This window comes from Vulcaniibacterium tengchongense, from assembly GCF_003814555.1.
GTDB lineage: Bacteria > Pseudomonadota > Gammaproteobacteria > Xanthomonadales > Xanthomonadaceae > Vulcaniibacterium > Vulcaniibacterium tengchongense.
The window spans coordinates 721,888-739,347 of the sequence record NZ_RKQN01000001.1 but is presented as its reverse complement, the minus strand read 5'-3'; the positions used below and the strand labels follow the sequence as shown (position 1 = coordinate 739,347).

The following is a 17,460-nucleotide window of genomic DNA, read 5'->3' as shown; positions in this document are numbered from 1 at the left end:
GGGCGCGCCGGTCGCCGCCGCCGCGCCGCCCGCCTGCCGGCCGCCGTCCGCGCCGCTCAGCCCAGCCGGCGCTCGCTGTCCGGGTCGAAGTAGTGCATCCGCGCGGCGTCGTAGCCCAGCTGGACGGCGTCGCCCGCGCGCGGCAGGCCGCGCGGCGCGGTCCGCAGCACCAGGTCGCAGCCGCCGCAGTCGAGGTTGACGAACGCCTCGTTGCCGACCGACTCGACCAGTTCGACCTGCGCGGGCAGGCCGCGGCCGCCGGCCTCGCCGTGCAAGTGCAGGTCCTCCGGGCGCAGGCCGACCACCAGCGGCCGGCCGAGATAGCCGCGCACCGCCTCCGCCAGCGCGCCCTCCAGGCGCAGCGGCAGTTCGATCCCGTCGCGGATGCGCAGCCGCAGCCCGCCCTCGCGCTCGACCACCTCGCCGCGCAGCAGGTTCATCTTCGGGCTGCCGACGAAGGTGGCGACGAACAGGTTGGCCGGGCGGTCGTACAGCGCCATCGGCGTGTCGATCTGCTGGATCCTGCCGTCCCGGAGCACGACGATGCGCTGGCCCAGCGTCATCGCCTCGATCTGGTCGTGGGTGACGTAGATCATGGTCGCGCCCAGGCGCCGGTGCAGCTTGGCGATCTCCACCCGCATCCCGGCGCGCAGCTTGGCGTCGAGGTTGGACAGCGGCTCGTCGAGCAGGAACACCTGCGGCTGCCGCACCAGCGCGCGGCCGAGGGCGACGCGCTGGCGCTGCCCGCCGGACAGCGCGGCCGGCTTGCGCTCCAGCAGCGCTTCCAGTTCCAGCATCGCCGCGGCCTCGCGCACCCGGCGCGCGATCTCGTCCCGGCCGGCGCCGCGCAGCTTCAGGCCGAAGCCGAGGTTCTCGGCCACGGTCATGTGCGGGTACAGCGCGTAGCTCTGGAACACCATGGCGATGTCGCGGTCCTTCGGCGGCACGTCGTTGACCACGCGCTCGCCGATGCGCAGCTCGCCGCCGCTGATCGTCTCCAGCCCCGCGATCATCCGCAGCAGGGTCGACTTGCCGCAGCCCGACGGCCCGACCAGCACCAGCAGCTCGCCGTCCGCGACCTCGAAGCTGGCGTCGTCCACGCCGACGAAGCCGTTGGGGTACACCTTGCGCAGACGATCCAGCGTGACTTTGGCCATGCGTTCGTTCTAGAGGGAATGGGACGGCGAGGCTCCCAATCCTCGCCGCGCTGGGCTATCCTGCCATGTAACCGTTTACATTCCTATCCTTCACCCTTTCCAACCTTACGCCTGGCACCCGGAGGCCACGTCCGCGATGAGTCAAACACCCGTCTTTCCCGAAGGTTTCCTGTGGGGCGCCGCCACCGCCGCGCACCAGATCGAAGGCTCGCCGCTGGCCGACGGCGCCGGCCCCAGCATCTGGACCCGTTTCGCCCACACCCCGGGAATGATGCTCAACGGCGACACCGGCGACGTGGCCTGCGACCACTACAACCGCTGGCGCGAGGACGTGAAGCTGATGCGCGAGCTGGGCCTGACCGCCTACCGCTTCAGCGTGTCCTGGTCGCGCATCCTGCCGGAGGGCACCGGCCGGGTGAACCCCAAGGGCGTGGACTTCTACTCGCGCCTGGTCGACGCGCTGCTCGAGAACGGCATCGAACCGCTGCTCACGCTCTACCACTGGGACCTGCCGGCGGCGCTGGACGACCGCGGCGGCTGGCTCAACCGCGACATCGCCGATTGGTTCGCCGAGTACGCCGGCGTGATGTACCGCGCGCTCGACGGCCGGGTGAAGAAGTGGGTCACGCTCAACGAACCGTGGGTGGTCACCGACGGCGGCTACCTGCACGGCGCGCTGGCCCCCGGCCACCGCAGCAGGTTCGAGGCGCCGATCGCCTCGCACAACCTGATGCGCGCGCACGGCGCGGCGGTGAAGGCGTACCGCGAGCTGGGCAAGCACGAGATCGGCCTGGTGGTGAACATCGAGCCCAAGTACCCGGCCAGCGACTCGGCCGAGGACCAGGCCGCCACCCGCCGCGCGCACGCCTACATGAACGAGCAGTACCTGCACCCCGCCCTGCTCGGCCACTATCCGCCCGAGCTGAAGGAGATCTTCGGCGAGGCCTGGCCGGATTGGCCGGCGGAGGACTTCGAGCTCATCAAGCAGAAGCTCGACTTCGTCGGCATCAACTACTACACCCGCAACGTCACCCGCGCCGCCGAGAGCTACCCGCTCAACGCCGCGATGGTGAAGCAGCCGCTGGGCACCTACACCGAGACCGGCTGGGAGGTGTTCCCGCAGGGCCTGGCCGACCTGCTGCTGTGGTTCAAGCGCACCTACGGCGACCTGCCGGTGTACATCACCGAGAACGGCGCGGCCTTCTTCGACCCGCCCACCGCCGACGTCGACCCGCGTACCGGCGCGCGCCGCGTGCGCGACCCGCTGCGCATCGACTACCTGCGCAAGCACATCGGCGCGGTGTACGACGCCATCCAGGCCGGCGTGGACGTGCGCGGCTACATGCTGTGGTCGCTGCTCGACAACCTGGAATGGTCGCTGGGCTACTCCAAGCGCTTCGGCATGATCCACGTGAACTACGCGACCCAGGAGCGCACGCCCAAGGACAGCGCGCGGTGGTATGCGGAAGTGATCCGCACGCACGGGCGCAAGCTGGCCGAACCGCTGCCGTACTGAGCGGTGCGGTGCCGTCGCGCCGCTCCCGCTTGCGGCCGCGCGCGCCCTCTCCCGCCCACGGACCCGCGCGATTCCCCGTGCGGGCCCGCCGGTTCCCCCTCTCCCGCTTGCGGGAGAGGGCCGGGGCGAGGGCCGGGACGCAATGCGCGCCATGCGACGCCACGCGCCCAAGCGCGCACGCCGCCGACGGGCGCCGCGCGAGAACGCAGCGGCCGATCGCCGCAAACGTATGCAGCGCCCGAGGCCGCGCGCGGCGATGCCTTTCTAACCGCGTTGCTGGTATAGAAGCAATCCGCTGCAGCCACCGTTCCGCCGGCCCATGCACGATCTCCTGTTCCTGTTCGGCGCCACCGGCAATCTCGCCCAGCGCTATCTGTTCCCGTCGCTGCTGCACCTGTGGCGCGACCGGCTGCTGCCCGGCGGTTTCCGCACGGTCGCGGTCGGGCACCAGCCGATGGAGACCGGGCAGTTCCGCGACTGGCTGCGCGAACGCCTCGCGCAGGAAAGCGCGGACGACCCGGCGCTGCTCGAGGCCCTGCTGCAGCGCATCGACTACGCCGCGGTCGACCTGCGCGACGCCGGGGCCGTGGCCGCGGCGCTGGCGCGGTTCGCCGGCAAGCCGGGCGTGAGCTACCTGGCGATCCCGCCGGACCTGTTCGTCTCCGCCACCCAGGGGCTGAGCGCCGCCGGCCTGCTCGAGGCGCCCTCGCGCCTGGTGCTGGAGAAGCCGATCGGCCACGACCTGGCCTCGGCGCAGACCATCAACGCCGCGCTGCGCGCCTGCCTGGACGAGGCGCGGATCTTCCGCATCGACCACTACCTCGGCAAGGCGCCGGTGCAGAACCTGCTGGCGCTGCGCTTCGGCAACACCCTGCTGGAGGCGGTGTGGGAACACCGCTGGATCGAATCGGTCGACATCCTCGTGGCCGAGACCGCGGGCGTCGAAGGCCGCGAGGCCTACTACGGCCGCTACGGCGCGCTGCGCGACATGGTCCAGAACCACATGCTGCAGCTGCTGGCGCTGATCGCGATGGAGCCGCCATCCGCGCTCGAGGCCGACAGCATCCGCGACGAGAAGCGCAAGGTGCTGCGCGCGCTGCGGCCGATGTCGACCACCGCCGCGGTCGCCGACACCGTGCGCGGCCGCTACGGCCCCGGCGTGGTCGACGGCGAGGCGGTGCCCGGCTTCCGCTACGACACCCCGGTGGAGACCTTCGTCGCGGTGCAGACCTGGATCGACAACTGGCGCTGGGCGGGCGTGCCGTTCCGCCTGGTCACCGGCAAGCGCCTGGCCGCGCGCACGACCGAGGTGCTGGTGTCGTTCAAGCCGGTCGCGCACTGGCTGTTCGACCGCCCGGCGCGTGGCCGCGAGCGCCCCAACCGCCTGCGCATGCGCCTGCAGCCGAACGAGACCATCGAGCTCGGCCTGATGGGCAGCCTGGCCGCGCCGGAATGGGGCGCGCTGGAGCTGCGGCCGATGTCGCTGGACCTGTCGATGTCGCCGGCGCCGCAGCGCCGCATCGCCTACGAGCGCCTGCTGGTGGACGCGCTGCGCGGCAACCAGACGCTGTTCGTGCGCGACGACGAGGTCGAGGCCGCATGGCGGTGGATCGACAGCATCGAGCGCGCCTGGTCGCTGACGGCCGCCCCCGTGCTCGATTACCCTGCCGGCTCGTGGGGCCCGGCCGACGCCGCGCGGTTCCTGCCCGCGACGCTGGCCCGGCCGCGGGGCCTTTGACCGAAGCGCCCGCGCGCAGGCCAAGCCGAAGACGACTCCGTATCCCAGCGAAACGCCCGAACCCGTGACCGCAGACATCCTGCTCGCCGACATCGGCGGCACCAACGCCCGCTTCGCCCTCGCCCGCGAGGACGCGCAATCGCCGCTCGTCGCCGACAGCGTGGGCGAATTCGCCGTCGCCGACTTCCCCTCGCTCGCGCACGCCGCGCAGCACTACCTCGACGGCAACGGCGCGCGCGTGCGCCGCGGCGTGTTCGCGGTCGCCGGCCGCGTCGACGGCGACGTGGCGCGCATCACCAACCATCCCTGGGTGATCTCGGCGGACCGCACCCGCGAGGCGCTCGGGCTGGAGCAGGTGCGGCTGATCAACGACTTCGCCGCGCAGGCGATGGCGGTGTCGCTGCTCGGGCCGGCCGACGTGGTGCCGGTGGGGCCGACCGGCTGGCCCGGCCGCGGCGACGGCGACCGCACCTACGCGGTGATCGGCCCCGGCACCGGCCTCGGCGTCGGCGGGCTGATCCGCCGCGACGGCCGCTACTACCCGCTGCAGACCGAGGGCGGCCACGTCAGCTTCGCCCCGGGCACGCCGGAGGAGATCGAGATCCTCAAGCGCCTGTCGGAAGAGTTCGGCCGCGTCTCCAACGAACGCCTGGTCAGCGGCATGGGCCTGGTCAACCTGCACCGCGCGCTCAGCCTGATCGCCGGCGAGGACCCGGGCCCGATGACCCCGCCGGACATCACCGCGCGGGCCAAGGCGGGCGACGCGCGCTGCCTGCGCACGCTGGACGTGTTCTGCGCCGTGTTCGGCGCCGCCGCCGGCGACCTGGTGCTGACGCTGGGCGCCTGGGACGGCGTGTTCCTCACCGGCGGCCTGGTGCCGAAGCTGCTGCCCACCCTCGCCCACTCCGGGTTCCGCGCGCGCTTCGAGCAGAAGGGCCGGTTCTCGCCGGTGATGGCGAAGATCCCGACCCTGGCGGTGACCCATCCGCAGCCGGGGCTGCTGGGCGCGGCCGCGCTGGCGCAGCAGCACGTGCCGCTCTGAGCGGCGCGCCGCCCCGCTTTTCTCCTCGATCCGACGCCGCCGGCCCCGCCGTCCCGCGCGGCCGCAACCCCAGTGGCGCACGAAGCCGAGCGAGGCGGCGACGCGTCCGGCGCGCGGCGCGCGGCGAAGCCCGCATGCGGACGCCCGGCCCGCCCGGGAGCGCCGGCGTTCGACCCGCGATCGGCGCGGCGAATGGCGCGACCGGACGCGTCTCTCGCGAAGCGCCGCCGTCGGCCCCGCCGCCGCCACCGGTTCGAACCCGCGCCTGGGTCACGTTTTTCCGGTCCGCGAGGCGCCGCGCTTGAACGACGCCTTACGTCGCCCTGTGCCACGATCCGCCCATGCCCCACGACTCCGTTCCCCCGGCTGCGTCGCGGCCCGCCTCCGCGCGCCACGTGCTGCACGCCCACCCGAACGCGGAGGTGTGGACCTGGGCCAGCGCGGTCGCGATCGCGGCCGAGCTGCGCCGCAGCCTCTCGCAGCGCCCGCGCGTGCGCCTGCTGGTGTCCGGCGGCGAGACGCCGGCACCGGTGTACCGCGCGCTGGCCAAGGCGCCGCTGGACTGGCCCCGGATCGACGTCGCCCTCGTCGACGAACGCTGGCTGCACCCCGACGATGCGGACAGCAACGCGCGCCTGGTCCGCGACACGCTGCTGCAGGACCACGCCGCCCAGGCGCGCTTCGAGCCGCTGACCCGGGCCGGGCGACCGATCGAGGAAGCGGTGGCGGCGGCCAACGCGCACGCGCACGAGCCGGCCAGCGTGGCGGTGCTCGGCATGGGCGAGGACGGCCACACCGCGTCGCTGTTCCCCGGCATGCGCGAGCTGGAGCGCACGCTGCAGAGCCGCCAGGCCTACGTCGCCGTCGACGCCGCCGGCTGCCCCGGCGCGCGGGGCTGGCCGCGCCGGATCAGCCTCACGCCCGCCGGCCTCGCGCGCGCCGCGTGCCGCATGCTGCTGCTGCGCGGCCTCCGCAAGCGCGAGGTGTTCGAGGCCGCGCTCGCCGACGGCGACGCGCTGCGCTGGCCGGTGCTGGTGGCGCTCGGCGGCGGCGGGACCGCGCCGCTGCAGGTGCACTGGTGCCGCTGACGCGCACGCGCGCTGCACGCGCGGCCGCGCATCCTGTACGCCGCGTCGACGATCCCATGTTCCCAAGGAGAGCTCGATGAGCCTGCATCCCCGCGTCGCCGAAGTCACCGAACGCATCCGCGAACGCAGCCGCCCCACCCGCGGCGACTACCTCGCCCGGATCGAGGCCGCGCGCCGCGACACGCCGCACCGCTTCGGCCTGGGCTGCGGCAACCTCGCTCACGGCTTCGCCGCCGCCGAGGAGGACAAGCCGGTGCTGAAGGGCGAGCGCCGCCCCAACCTGGGCATCGTCACCGCGTACAACGACATGCTCTCCGCGCACCACCCCTACGGCCCGTACCCGCCGCGGCTGAAGGCCTACGCGCGCGAGGCCGGCGCCACCGCCCAGGTCGCCGGCGGCGTGCCGGCGATGTGCGACGGCGTGACCCAGGGCCGCACCGGCATGGAGTTGTCGCTGTTCTCGCGCGACGTCATCGCCCAGGCCACCGCCATCGCGCTGTGCCACGACATGTTCGACGCCGCGCTGTGCCTGGGCATCTGCGACAAGATCGTGCCGGGGCTGCTGATCGGCGCGCTCGCGTTCGGGCACCTGCCGGTGGTGTTCGTGCCCGGCGGGCCGATGCCCTCGGGCCTGCCGAACAAGGCCAAGGTCGCGGTGCGCGAGCGCTACGCCGAGGGCAAGGCCACGCGCGAGGAGTTGCTCGAAGCCGAGGCGCAGAGCTACCACTCGCCGGGCACCTGCACCTTCTACGGCACCGCCAACTCCAACCAGGTGATGCTCGAAGCGATGGGCCTGCAGCTGCCGGGCTCCTCCTTCGTCAACCCCGGCACGCCGCTGCGCGAAGCCTTCGACCGCGAGGCGGTGCATCGCGCCGCGCGGATCACCGCGCTCGGCGACGACTACCGCCCGATCGGGCGGCTGGTGGACGAGCGCGCCATCGTCAACGCCCTGGTCGCCCTGCTCGCCACCGGCGGCTCCACCAACCACACCATCCACTTCGTCGCGGTGGCCCGCGCCGCCGGGCTGGTGGTCACCTGGGAGGACTTCGACGACCTGTCCAAGGCGGTGCCGCTGCTGGCGCGCGTGTACCCCAACGGCGAGGCCGACGTGAACGGCTTCGCCGCGGCCGGCGACACCTCGTTCGTGATCCGCGAGCTGCTCTCCGGCGGGCTGCTGCACGACATCGAGACCGTGATCCCCGGCGGCATGCGGGCCTATGGCCAGGCCCCGTACCTGGACGGCGACCGTGTCGCCTACGCGCCGGCGCCGGCCGCCACCCGGGACCCGTCGGTGCTGCGGCCGCTGGCCGACCCCTTCGACGCCCAGGGCGGCCTGGTGCTGATGCGCGGCAACCTCGGCCGCGCGCTCGGCAAGCGCTCCGCGGTCAAGCCCGAGCATCGCCGCGTCGAGGCGCCGGCGGTAGTGGTGGACGACCCGCGCACGCTCAAGCTGCTGTACGAACAGGGCGCGCTGCCGCGCGACTTCGTCGCGGTGGTGCGCTTCCAGGGCCCGCAGGCCAACGGCATGCCCGAGCTGCACAGCCTGATGCCGCTGCTCGGGCTGATGCTCAACGCCGGCCGGCGCGTGGCCCTGGTCACCGACGGGCGCCTGTCCGGCGCCTCGGGCAAGGTGCCGTCCGCCATCCAGGTGGTGCCCGAAGCCATCGCCGGCGGCCCGCTCGCGCGCGTGCGCGACGGCGACCCGATGCGGGTGGACCTCGAAGCCGGCGTGCTCGAAGCCCTGGTCGAACCCGACCTGCTCGCCTCCCGCCCCGCGGCGATGCCGCGCACCGAAGGCGGCGTCGACCTCGGCCGCGGCCTGTTCGCCCACAACCGCGCCAACGTCACCCCCGCCGACCAGGGCGCGCTGTCGATCAGCCTCGCCCCCTTCTCCACCGGCCTCCGGCAGCCGCATCCGCTGGAGGAAGGCGGCGAATGAGCGCCCGCCGCGCGCCGGCCCGCCGGCGTGCGGGAAGGGGCTTGCCCGTACGCACGCTGTCGATCGCGCATTCGATCGACAGCGTTTCCGGGCGCTATGCGTCTACGGCCCAAGGAAAGCGATCGGACACCCTCGGCCGCCCCCGCTCCCGTGTTCCGCATGGCGGCGTATCGGCCTCGGCCCCACCACCGTTGCAAAAATGAGGTCGATGACGTCATCGATGACGTCATTGACCTCATCGTTCATATCGGCGACCTCATCCGAAAGGTCCCGCACCTCAACCAAGCCGTCGCCGACGTCATCGATGAGGTCGCGGGCCTCTTGCGAGACGTTGGCGACCTCAACCGTCAGGTCAGCGACCTCCATGGCGAGGTCCGCGACGTCTGTGGAGAGGTCGGCGACCTCAATGGAGACGTCGCGGACGTCGGTGGACGGATCCCGGACCTCATCGGTCCGCGCAAGAGCTCACTCGGCCTCCACTTCCAAATTTTTCTCAGTCCATGAAGTGGCCCGGCCACGGGCGTGGACGGGAAGTCGGGAGGTCAGAAACCGCAGACGGCGGGCGTATTTCCCTTGCGGGTGCTGTATTAGCCGCTCTCCCGACGCAGGCATCGCGCCGGTTTGCGCCCGCAGCGAAGTGCGGGCGCAAAAAACCCACCGGTATGACGGAGGTGGGCACCGCTGCCTGAGGAGTTTCTACGCTCCTTGCCGCGGATTCTTTGCGCGGAAGACGGGGCCGCCGAGTCCTGGCCCGCGCTATCGAGATGGCAACGCGATCTCCACTTCCGCGCCGGCCGATCCGATGCGCAGCTCGTCGCCCCGCCACGGCGCCGGCTTGCCGTCGATGCGCGTCGCGCCGGGCGGTTGCGGGTACGGCCACTGCAGCACCACCCCGCCCGGCGGCAGGCGCAGGCCGGGCGCGAGGGTGAGGCGCAGCTTGCCGTTGGCCTCGCGCAGGGTGTAGCCGAGCGGGCCGTACGGGGTGCGCAGGCCTTCGACGGCGACGCCCTCGCCCTTCAGCCAGTCGGCGGGAATGCCGGCGGCGACCACCAGCGCCTCGTCGCGGTCGCGGGTGTAGGCGAACAGGTCCAGTGCGGAGCGGACGTAGTCGGATTCCACCCAGGCGTGCGGCAGGTCGCCGACGAAGAACGGCTTGCGCGGGGTGCGCGAGACCACCTCGGCCCACTGGTTCCAGGCGCGCGGCTGCTGGTCGGCGAAGAAGAAGTCCAGCGCCTCGTGCGCGCGCTCGCGCCAGCCCAGGCGCACGAAGGTGCCCACGGTGCGCAGCTCGTAGGGCGTGTAGTCCTTCCATTCGCGCCGGCCGTCGCGGCGCTGCACGAACTCGCGCCAGTAGCGCTCGAAGGTGTTCTCGAGCAGGTCCTGCGGCAGCAGGCCCTGTTCGCCGCCGGGGGCGAGCGCGATGGTGGTGGAGGTGGCGTCGAAGTCGCCCAGTTCCGCCGCGCCGGGCAGGAAGTCGATGCCGTGCTGCCGGGTGGCGATGCCGAGCGAGGCGTACAGGTCGGCGCGGAACTGGTCGCGCGAGGCGGCGAAGCGCTGGGCCTCTTCCTCGCGGCCCAGCCATTGCGCGATCCGCACCGCGTCCTTGTAGCCGCGCAGCGCCCAGAAGTTGTCCCAGTACGAGTGCATCGGCTTGGCCGAGTAGCCCTCGTGGCTGATCGAGGCCGGCATCAGGCCGTAGAACGCCGGGTTGCGCGCGCGGTTCTCCTCGGTGCGCTCGCTCAGGCGCAGCTCGTCCATGTACTGCACCGCGCCGGCCACGTGCGGCCACATCGCCTCCAGCAATGCGCGGTCGCGGGTGTAGCGGTAGACCTCGGCGACGGTGAAGATCAGCTCGCCGTGGCTGTCGTTCTCGGGCACCGGGTCGCTGCCGCGGTCGTCGACGCAGCACGGCACCTTGCCGCTGTCGAACTGGTAAGGCGCGTACCAGCGCAGGAATTCCTCGGCCACGTCCTCGCGGCCCATGCGCAGCAGGCCCTCGCCGATCATCGCGCCGTCGCGGATCCAGGCGCGCGAATACGAGCGCGTGCCCGGCTGCAGGCGCGGGCCGATGCGGGTGATCAGCATGTGCGCCAGGTTCGTGCGCAGCGTGTCGACGATGCGCCGGCCCGGCTCCGGCACGCGCAGCCGCACCCGGTCGAGCTTGTCGCGCCACTGCGCGGCGACCTCCCGCTGCCAGGCCGCGGCGTCCCAGTCGCGGTGCTTGAACGGCAGGTCGCCGGTCAGCGGCACCAGCAGGTCGAACTCGCGCGACTCGCCGGGCGCCAGGCGCACGCGGTACAGCAGCGCGCCCGAGGCCAGGCCGGTGGCGTCGCGCACGCGCGCCTGCGCTGGCAGCTCGCGCGCGGCCAGGTGCGTCACGTCCAAGCCGCCGTCGAACGGGGTGGCGAACGCCCGCTCCGGTGCCTGCTTCGCGAACACGCGCGGGCGGCCGTCCACCGAGACGGTGGCGCCGTCGATGGCCAGCTCGCGGATCTCGCTGACGCCGCCGACGGTGTTGAGGAACTGGCTCGGCGGGTTGACCTGGAACGGCCGCACCGCCAGCGCCAGGGTGTAGTCGCGCGGCCGCGCGCCGGTGTTGCGCAGGCGGTAGCGCGCGACCAGTTGCGACTGCTGCGGCGTGCCGCGGGCGAAGGCGGTCACGTCGAGGGCGAAGTCGGGGTGCTGCCAGTGCACGCTCGGGATCGGCAGGTAGCCGTCCTGCAGCGACTGGCGCGTGGCCGCGTCGGCCCAGGTGACCAGCCTCGCGTCGCCGCCGTCCTCGATCCGCACGAACGGCTCGATGCTGAAACCGCCCTTGCCCACTTCGACCGCGCCGTCCTCGCCGATCAGCCCCTGCTCGATGCCGCCGTCGAGGCCGACGATGGTCCAGTACGGCTGCTCGCCGTGGAAGCCGCGCGGGAACGCGCCGCGGCGCGCGTCGCGGGCGAGCGCCTTGACGAAGTCGTTGGGCGTGGCGCCGAACTCGAGCGGCTCGACGGTCAGTTCGCCCAGCGCGTAGGCGCGGCCCGGCTCGCCTTCCAGCCGCAGGCGCAAGTAGCGCGCTTCGGATTCGGGCAGCGCGATCGGGTCCTCGCCGCCGTTGCCGGCCTCCACCGCGCGGACCTCGCGCCAGTCGCGGCCGTCGGCCGACAGGTCGAGGCGGTAGCGCGCCGCGCCCTCGCCTTCGCGCCAATGCAGGCGCACGCCGCCGAACTCGCGCAGGCGGCCCAGGTCCAGGCTCAGGCTGGCGCCCGCGTTCGCGCGCCAGGCGGTGTCCGCGTCGCCGTCGACCGCGTACGCGGCCGCGCCGCCGGCCAGCGCCTGGCTGGCGCGCGCGACCGGCCGCGGCGGCGGCGTGACCTCCCCCGGCCGCGCGCGGAAGGTCAAGGTATCGAAGCAGACCGTGCCCTTGCCGCCGACCCGGTTGTAAACCGTGAATTCCAGCGAGCGGCTGCGGCGCAGCGTCGGGTCGGGCGCCGGGCCCCAGGCGCGGCTGATGTGGCGCTTCTTGTAGACGACCGGCGTCCACTCGCGCGGGAACGCGTACGACACGCGGTTGACCCACCAGACGTTGTCGCCGCTGTCATCGGCGACCTTGAACTGCAGGTCGTTGGCCGGCGAATCGCCGCGCAGCTGGAACGCGAACTCGTAGTCGGCCGGGTATTCGACCGGCAGCTCGCGCCGCAGGCCGGCGTAGCCGGACACGCCGTTGAAGTCGTAGTCCAGGCACAGCGCCTTGCCGTCGCGCCCCTGCACCGCGCGCAGGCGGCCGCCGACCTGGTCGGAGGTGACCAGGCGCCAGGCGCCCGGGTCTTCGAAGCCGTCGAGCACGCGCGGGGCTTGCGCCGCCGCGGACAGCGGCATCGTTCCGGCCACGAGCGCGGCGGCGATCGCCGCCCGCTTCGTCCGGCTCCGCATCGGGAACATCGACACACCGCTTGCCTGCAATCCGAACCTGATACCGCAGCGCACTCGCCTCTCCTCTTCTTCGCAAGACTTCGACCGTCGTTCCCGGGCAGCGGGATTCCTGGGCTGCCGGAGGACGGCCCCTCCGGCGGCTCCGCGCCCTCGGGTCGGCGCCGCGCCAGGCCACCGGATTCCCGCGTCCGCGGGGAACGACGGGCGGGCCGCTGGTCCTTGGCGAGGATCGGGTCGGCGGCCGCCCTCGACGGCGGCCGCGCCGTCAGCCCTTCACGCTGCCGACCAGCAGCCCCTGCAGGTAGTAGCGCTGCAGCGACAGGAACAGCAGCAGCACCGGCAGCACCGTGACCACGGACCCGGCCATCATCAGTTCGTTGTCCTGCACGTGCTCGCGCGACAAGGTCGCCAGCGCCACCGGCAGGGTGTACAGGTCCTTGTCGCTGAGCACGATCAGCGGCCACATGAAATCGTTCCACGAGCCGAGGAAGACGAAGATCGCCAGCGTGACCAGGATCGGCTTCAGCACCGGCAGCACGATCTGGAAGAAGATCCGCGCTTCGCCGGCGCCGTCGATGCGCGCGGCCTCCAGCAGCTCGTCCGGGATCGAGCGCGCGTACTGCCGCACCAGGAACACGCCAAACACGCTCGCCATCAGCGGCACCACCGCGCCGGCGTAGCTGTTCACCAGGCCGAACTGCTTGAGCATCAGGAACAGCGGCATCATCGTCACCTGCGCCGGGATCACCAGCGCCGCCAGCAGCGTGCGGAACACGCGCTCGCGCCCGGCGAAGCGCAGCTTGGCGAAGGCGTACCCGGCCAGGGTGTTGAGCAGCAGCGCGATCAGCGTGGCGGTGGAGGCGATCGCGAAGCTGTTGAGCAGGTAGCGGCCCATGCCGGCGCGGGCGAACAGCTCGCGGTAGTTGTGCACGGTGGGGTCCGACGGCAGCAACGGCGGCGGGAAATGGCTGGCCTCGCCCGGCTGCATGAACGAGACCGAGAGCATCCACAGCAGCGGCGCCAGGCTCAGCGCCGCCAGCGCGATCAGCAGGCCGTTGACCACGGCCCTGGCCAGGCGCGGGTTCATGCCGGTCTCACTCCGCCCCCTTGCGCCGCGCGTACCACAGCATCGCGCTGGTCACCGCGGTCATCAGCGCGAACAGCAGGAAGGCCACGGCCGAGGCGTTGCCCAGGTTCCACCACTTGAAGCCCTCCTCGTACATCAGGTACAGCACGCTGACCGTGCTCTGCAGCGGCCCGCCCTGGGTGATCACGTAGGGTTCGGCGAACAGCTGGAAATAGCCCGACAGGGTGAGGATGGCGACCATCAGCATCACCGGCCCGAGCATCGGCAGGGTGACGTGGCGGAACTGGCGCCACGGCGAGGCGCCGTCGATGCGCGCGGCCTCGTACAGGTCCTCGGGGATCGACTGCAGGCCGGCGAGGAAGATGATCATGTTGTAGCCGAAGTTCTTCCACACCGCGAACAGGATGATGGTCGGCATCGCCCAGGCCGGGTCGCCGAGCCAGTCGACCGGATCGACGCCGAGCGAGGACAGGCCCCAGTTCACCAGGCCGTAGCGGGTGTGGAACAGGTAGCGCCAGATCACCGCCACCGCGACCACGGTGGTCACCACCGGGGCGAAGAACGCGGTGCGGAAGAACGGCTTGAACGCGCCGAGCCGCGAGTGCAGCAGCAGCGCCGCGCCCAGCGAGGCCGCGATCGACAGCGGCACGCCCACGGCGACGAAGTACAAGGTGTTGCCCAGCGCCTTCCAGAACAGCGGGTTCTGCAGCAGCGCCAGGTAGTTGCCCAGGCCGACGAAGCGCAGGTTGCCGATGTCGGCCAATGCGTAGATGTCGAAGTCGGTCAGGCTCAGCGCGAACGCCGCCAGCACCGGCAGGCCGAAGAACAGCGCGATCACGATCAGCGCCGGCGCGGCGAAGACCCAGCCGGCGGTGGCGGGCTTCATCGCGCACCTCCCGCGGCCGGCGCGGCCTCGGCCGCAGGGCGGTCGAGCATCCACCGCCGCTTCTCCAGGATCGCGTCGGCGCGGCGGTCGAGCTCGGCCGCGGCCTGCTCCACCGTCAGGTGCCCGGCGACCATCCGCTCGCCGACGATGCGCAGTTCCTGGGCGATGCGCTCCCACTCCGGCACCTTCGGCGCCGGCTTGGCGCGCTCGAGCTGGTCGCGGAACGGACGCGTGTACGGGTCCTGCGCCAGCGCCCCGCTCCGCGCCCAGGCGCTGCGCCGCGGCGGCAGGTTGCCGGTCATGCCGTGGAAGCGGATCTGCACCTGCGGGTCGGACAGGAACTCGACCAGCTTCCACGCCGCGTCCCGGTTCCGGCTGGCGCGGAACAGCACGAAGCTGGCGCCGCCGGCGACCGAGGCGCCCGGCCCGTCGGGCCCGGGCAGGGGCATCGTGCCCCAGGCGTCGGCCAGCGAGGGCGGCAGGCGCTTGCGGAACTCGGCGATGTTCCAGGGGCCGTTGACGTAGAACGCGTAGTAGCCGCGGCCGAACTCGTCCCAGACGTTGGAGATCTGGTTGTTGCTGACCGGCGGCGCCCACCCGCGGTCGAACATCTCCTTGTAGAACGCCAGCGTGCGCTTGAAGCCGGCGCTGCGGAAATTGCCGTAGCGGCCGCCGTCGCGCAGCAGCGGCCCGGGCTGCTGGATCGCCAGGTTCAGCAGCGGCTCGTACTCGTTCAGCGGCAGCAGGATCGCGTAGCGCTGCGGCCCGACTTCGCGCTTGACCGCGGCGAGCGCCGCGCGCCATTCCTGCCAGTCGCGCGGCAAGCGCTCCACCCCGGCCGCGGCGAGGATGTCCTTGCGGTAGAACGGCAGCCGCGTTTCCACGTACCACGGCACCGCGTAGACATGGCCGTCGAGCACGCCGGTCTGCCACGGGCCGGGGAAGTAGTCGCCCGGGTCCAGCGCGGGCGAACGTGCCAGGTACGGCTCCAGCGGCGTCAGCGCGCCCAGCTCGACGAACTCGGCCAGCCAGGTGTTGCCCAGCGCGCACACGTCCGGCAGGCCGTCGCCGGCGAACGCGGTCAGCAGCTTCTCGTGCGCGGCGGTCACCGGCAGCTGCTGCACCTCGACGCGGATGCCCGGGTGCAGGCGCTCGAACTCCGGAATCAGCCGGGTCACCACCTCGCCCTCGTAGCCCATCGCCCAGAAGCGCACCACGGCGCGCTCGTCGGCGCGGCCGGTGCACGCCGCGAGCAGGCCCGCGAGGAGCAACGCGGCGACGCGCCGCAGCGCCTTCCCGGCGCCGGCGCCCCGTCCCGCTTCGATGCGCGGAGCGGAGAAGGAAGCCGGCCTGCGCTCGAGCCGCATCGGGATCACGGCGACTCGGGCTGCTTCTGCTGCGGCGCCGGCGCAGGCTGCGGCTGCGGCTGCGGGTTCTGCTGCTGCGCTTGCTGCTGCGCCTGTTGCTGTTGCGCCTGCGCGGCGCGGGTCGCGCGCGATTCGGCCTCGCCGAGCGCGCGCGCGGTGGCGGCGTCCTTCCCCGCCGGCGTCTGCGGCTTGGCCGGCTCCGCCTTGCCCGCCTCGCCGGGGCTCAGCCAGCCGCCCTGGAACCCGGCGCGCTCCAGTCCGGCGCGGATGTACGGGTTGCGCTTCATCACGTTCCAGACGAACTCGTTCCGGTAGTTGGCGATCATCGTCAGGATCGGCCCCTGGTCGATGCCGATGTAGTCGCTCGCCACCCAGCCCTCGCCCGGCACGATGCGGCCGGTCTTGAGCGGGATGTCGTACTCGAAGCTCGGGTTGAACGCGTCGAGGAAGCCGTAGCTGGAGTAGAGGAACTCGCCGTAGCGCTTGTGCATCTCCAGCGCGGAGGGGATGACGATCTCCGGCGCGAACGGCAGCGAGCCCAGCGCCGCGGTGGGCGCGATGGTGCCGTCGTCGAAGGTGTCGGCCAGGCCGACGCCGCGCGCGGAGTAGTGGCGGAACTGGCGCTGCTCGCCGCGGTATTCCTGCAGCGTCTGCTGCGGGCCGTCGCTGGCGGTCAGGCCCCACACCTCGGGGCCGTAGTCCTTCCACTTCATCGGATTGGCGATCGCGTACGCGCGGTGCGCGTAGGCGGCGCGGCGGCTGTTCTCGAAATAGTCGATGCCGCGCTCGCGCATGTACTGGTCCTGGATGCCGCGGAAGTCGATCCAGACGTGGCTGTACTGGTGGCCGAACAGCGGGCCGAAGGCCAGGTATTCCTCGCCCTGGAACACGCCCCAGGAGTTGTTGTAGGTGCGCGCCCAGACCTGCCAGGTCTCCGGCTCCACCGGGTGCGTCGGCGAGCCCAGCGCCAGGACGTACAGCAGCATGGCCTCGTTGTAGCCCATCCAGTCGTGCTGGATGAAGCCGCTCTCGGGGAACCAGCCCATCGAGATCAGCGGTTTGTTGCGCTGCAGCCAGGTCCAGTCGACGCGCCGGTAGAGCTCGTCGGCGAGCTCGCGGATCTCCTTCTCGCGCGGGTCGTCGCGGTCGTAGTACGACTGCGCGAACAGCACGCCGCCCATCAGCAGCGCCGTGTCCACGCTCGACAGCTCCACCCAGCTGTCGAAGCGGTGGCCGGTGTCCATGTCGAGGAAGTGGTAGTAGAAGCCGCGGTAGCCGCCGCGGCCGGCGGCCTGCGGCCCCTGCGGCAGGTCGCGGAAGAAGCGCAGCGTGGTCAGCGTGCGGTCCACCGCCTGGTTGCGGCTGATCCAGCCGTTCTCGATGCCGATCGGGTACGCGGTGAGCGCGAAGCCGACCGAGGCGATGCTGGCGAACGGCCGCGAGGGATAGCGGTCGGGCGTGAGGCCGTTGCGCTCGTTGGTGGTGTCCCAGAAGAACTGGAACGTGCGCCGCTCGATGTCGCGGAACAGCGGCGGCAGTTCCGGCTTGCTCGGCTTGAGCGGCTCCACCTGCACCGGCGGCGCGGACGCCACCGGGTAGGTGGTCGATCCCGCGGGCTGCTGCTGGCAGCCCGCGACGATCACCATGCCGATCGCAATCAGCGATGCGGTCAACCAATTGCGACGGGACGAATTCGGCATTACTACAACCGTTGTCGATGAG

General features: G+C 72.3%; 12 protein-coding genes. 5 read left to right on the top strand and 7 right to left on the bottom strand.

What is annotated here, in order from left to right; translation table 11 throughout:
* Positions 1-56 precede the first annotated feature (56 nt).
* Entirely contained in the window at positions 57-1,157 is a 1,101-nt protein-coding gene (locus EDC50_RS03415; protein ID WP_123769045.1) for an ABC transporter ATP-binding protein, read from the bottom strand.
* Positions 1,158-1,293: 136 nt separating this feature from the next.
* On the opposite strand from EDC50_RS03415, the gene EDC50_RS03410 reads away from it, so the two are divergent.
* The 5 genes from EDC50_RS03410 to edd all read left to right on the top strand — a co-directional run bounded on the left by EDC50_RS03410 (position 1,294) and on the right by edd (position 8,480).
* The gene (locus EDC50_RS03410) at positions 1,294-2,673 is read left to right on the top strand and encodes a GH1 family beta-glucosidase (RefSeq protein ID WP_123769044.1); all 1,380 of its coding nucleotides are present in this window, start codon (positions 1,294-1,296) and stop codon (positions 2,671-2,673) included.
* Positions 2,674-2,992: 319 nt separating this feature from the next.
* The gene (zwf, locus tag EDC50_RS03405) at positions 2,993-4,411 is read left to right on the top strand and encodes a glucose-6-phosphate dehydrogenase (protein WP_123769043.1); all 1,419 of its coding nucleotides are present in this window, start codon (positions 2,993-2,995) and stop codon (positions 4,409-4,411) included.
* Between the two features lie 64 nt (positions 4,412-4,475).
* Entirely contained in the window at positions 4,476-5,453 is a 978-nt protein-coding gene (gene glk, locus EDC50_RS03400; RefSeq protein WP_242003077.1) for a glucokinase, read from the top strand.
* A gap of 341 nt (positions 5,454-5,794) precedes the next feature.
* On the top strand, positions 5,795-6,541 hold the full coding sequence (gene pgl / locus EDC50_RS03395) for a 6-phosphogluconolactonase (RefSeq protein ID WP_123769042.1): 747 nt from the start codon (positions 5,795-5,797) through the stop codon (positions 6,539-6,541).
* A gap of 76 nt (positions 6,542-6,617) precedes the next feature.
* The gene (gene edd, locus EDC50_RS03390; RefSeq protein WP_123769041.1) at positions 6,618-8,480 is read left to right on the top strand and encodes a phosphogluconate dehydratase; all 1,863 of its coding nucleotides are present in this window, start codon (positions 6,618-6,620) and stop codon (positions 8,478-8,480) included.
* A gap of 102 nt (positions 8,481-8,582) precedes the next feature.
* On the opposite strand, the gene EDC50_RS03385 is transcribed toward edd, so the two are convergent.
* The 6 genes from EDC50_RS03385 to EDC50_RS03355 all read right to left on the bottom strand — a co-directional run bounded on the left by EDC50_RS03385 (position 8,583) and on the right by EDC50_RS03355 (position 17,438).
* On the bottom strand, positions 8,583-8,846 hold the full coding sequence (locus EDC50_RS03385) for a hypothetical protein (protein ID WP_123769040.1): 264 nt from the start codon (positions 8,844-8,846) through the stop codon (positions 8,583-8,585).
* A 390-nt stretch (positions 8,847-9,236) separates the two neighbouring features.
* On the bottom strand, positions 9,237-12,344 hold the full coding sequence (locus tag EDC50_RS03375) for a discoidin domain-containing protein (protein ID WP_199742127.1): 3,108 nt from the start codon (positions 12,342-12,344) through the stop codon (positions 9,237-9,239).
* Between the two features lie 319 nt (positions 12,345-12,663).
* Positions 12,664-13,485, bottom strand: a complete 822-nt coding sequence (locus EDC50_RS03370; RefSeq protein WP_123769037.1) for a carbohydrate ABC transporter permease — start codon at positions 13,483-13,485, stop codon at positions 12,664-12,666.
* A gap of 7 nt (positions 13,486-13,492) precedes the next feature.
* Positions 13,493-14,371, bottom strand: a complete 879-nt coding sequence (locus EDC50_RS03365; protein WP_123769036.1) for a carbohydrate ABC transporter permease — start codon at positions 14,369-14,371, stop codon at positions 13,493-13,495.
* Positions 14,368-15,747, bottom strand: a complete 1,380-nt coding sequence (locus EDC50_RS03360; protein ID WP_244922520.1) for a sugar ABC transporter substrate-binding protein — start codon at positions 15,745-15,747, stop codon at positions 14,368-14,370. Before EDC50_RS03360 ends, EDC50_RS03365 begins: the two co-directional genes overlap by 4 nt.
* Positions 15,744-17,438 carry a glucoamylase family protein gene (locus EDC50_RS03355; RefSeq protein WP_123769035.1) on the bottom strand — a complete coding sequence of 565 codons (1,695 nt, stop codon included), beginning with the start codon at positions 17,436-17,438 and terminating at the stop codon, positions 15,744-15,746. The genes EDC50_RS03360 and EDC50_RS03355 overlap by 4 nt, the downstream gene beginning before the upstream one ends.
* Between the last annotated feature and the right edge of the window lie 22 nt (positions 17,439-17,460).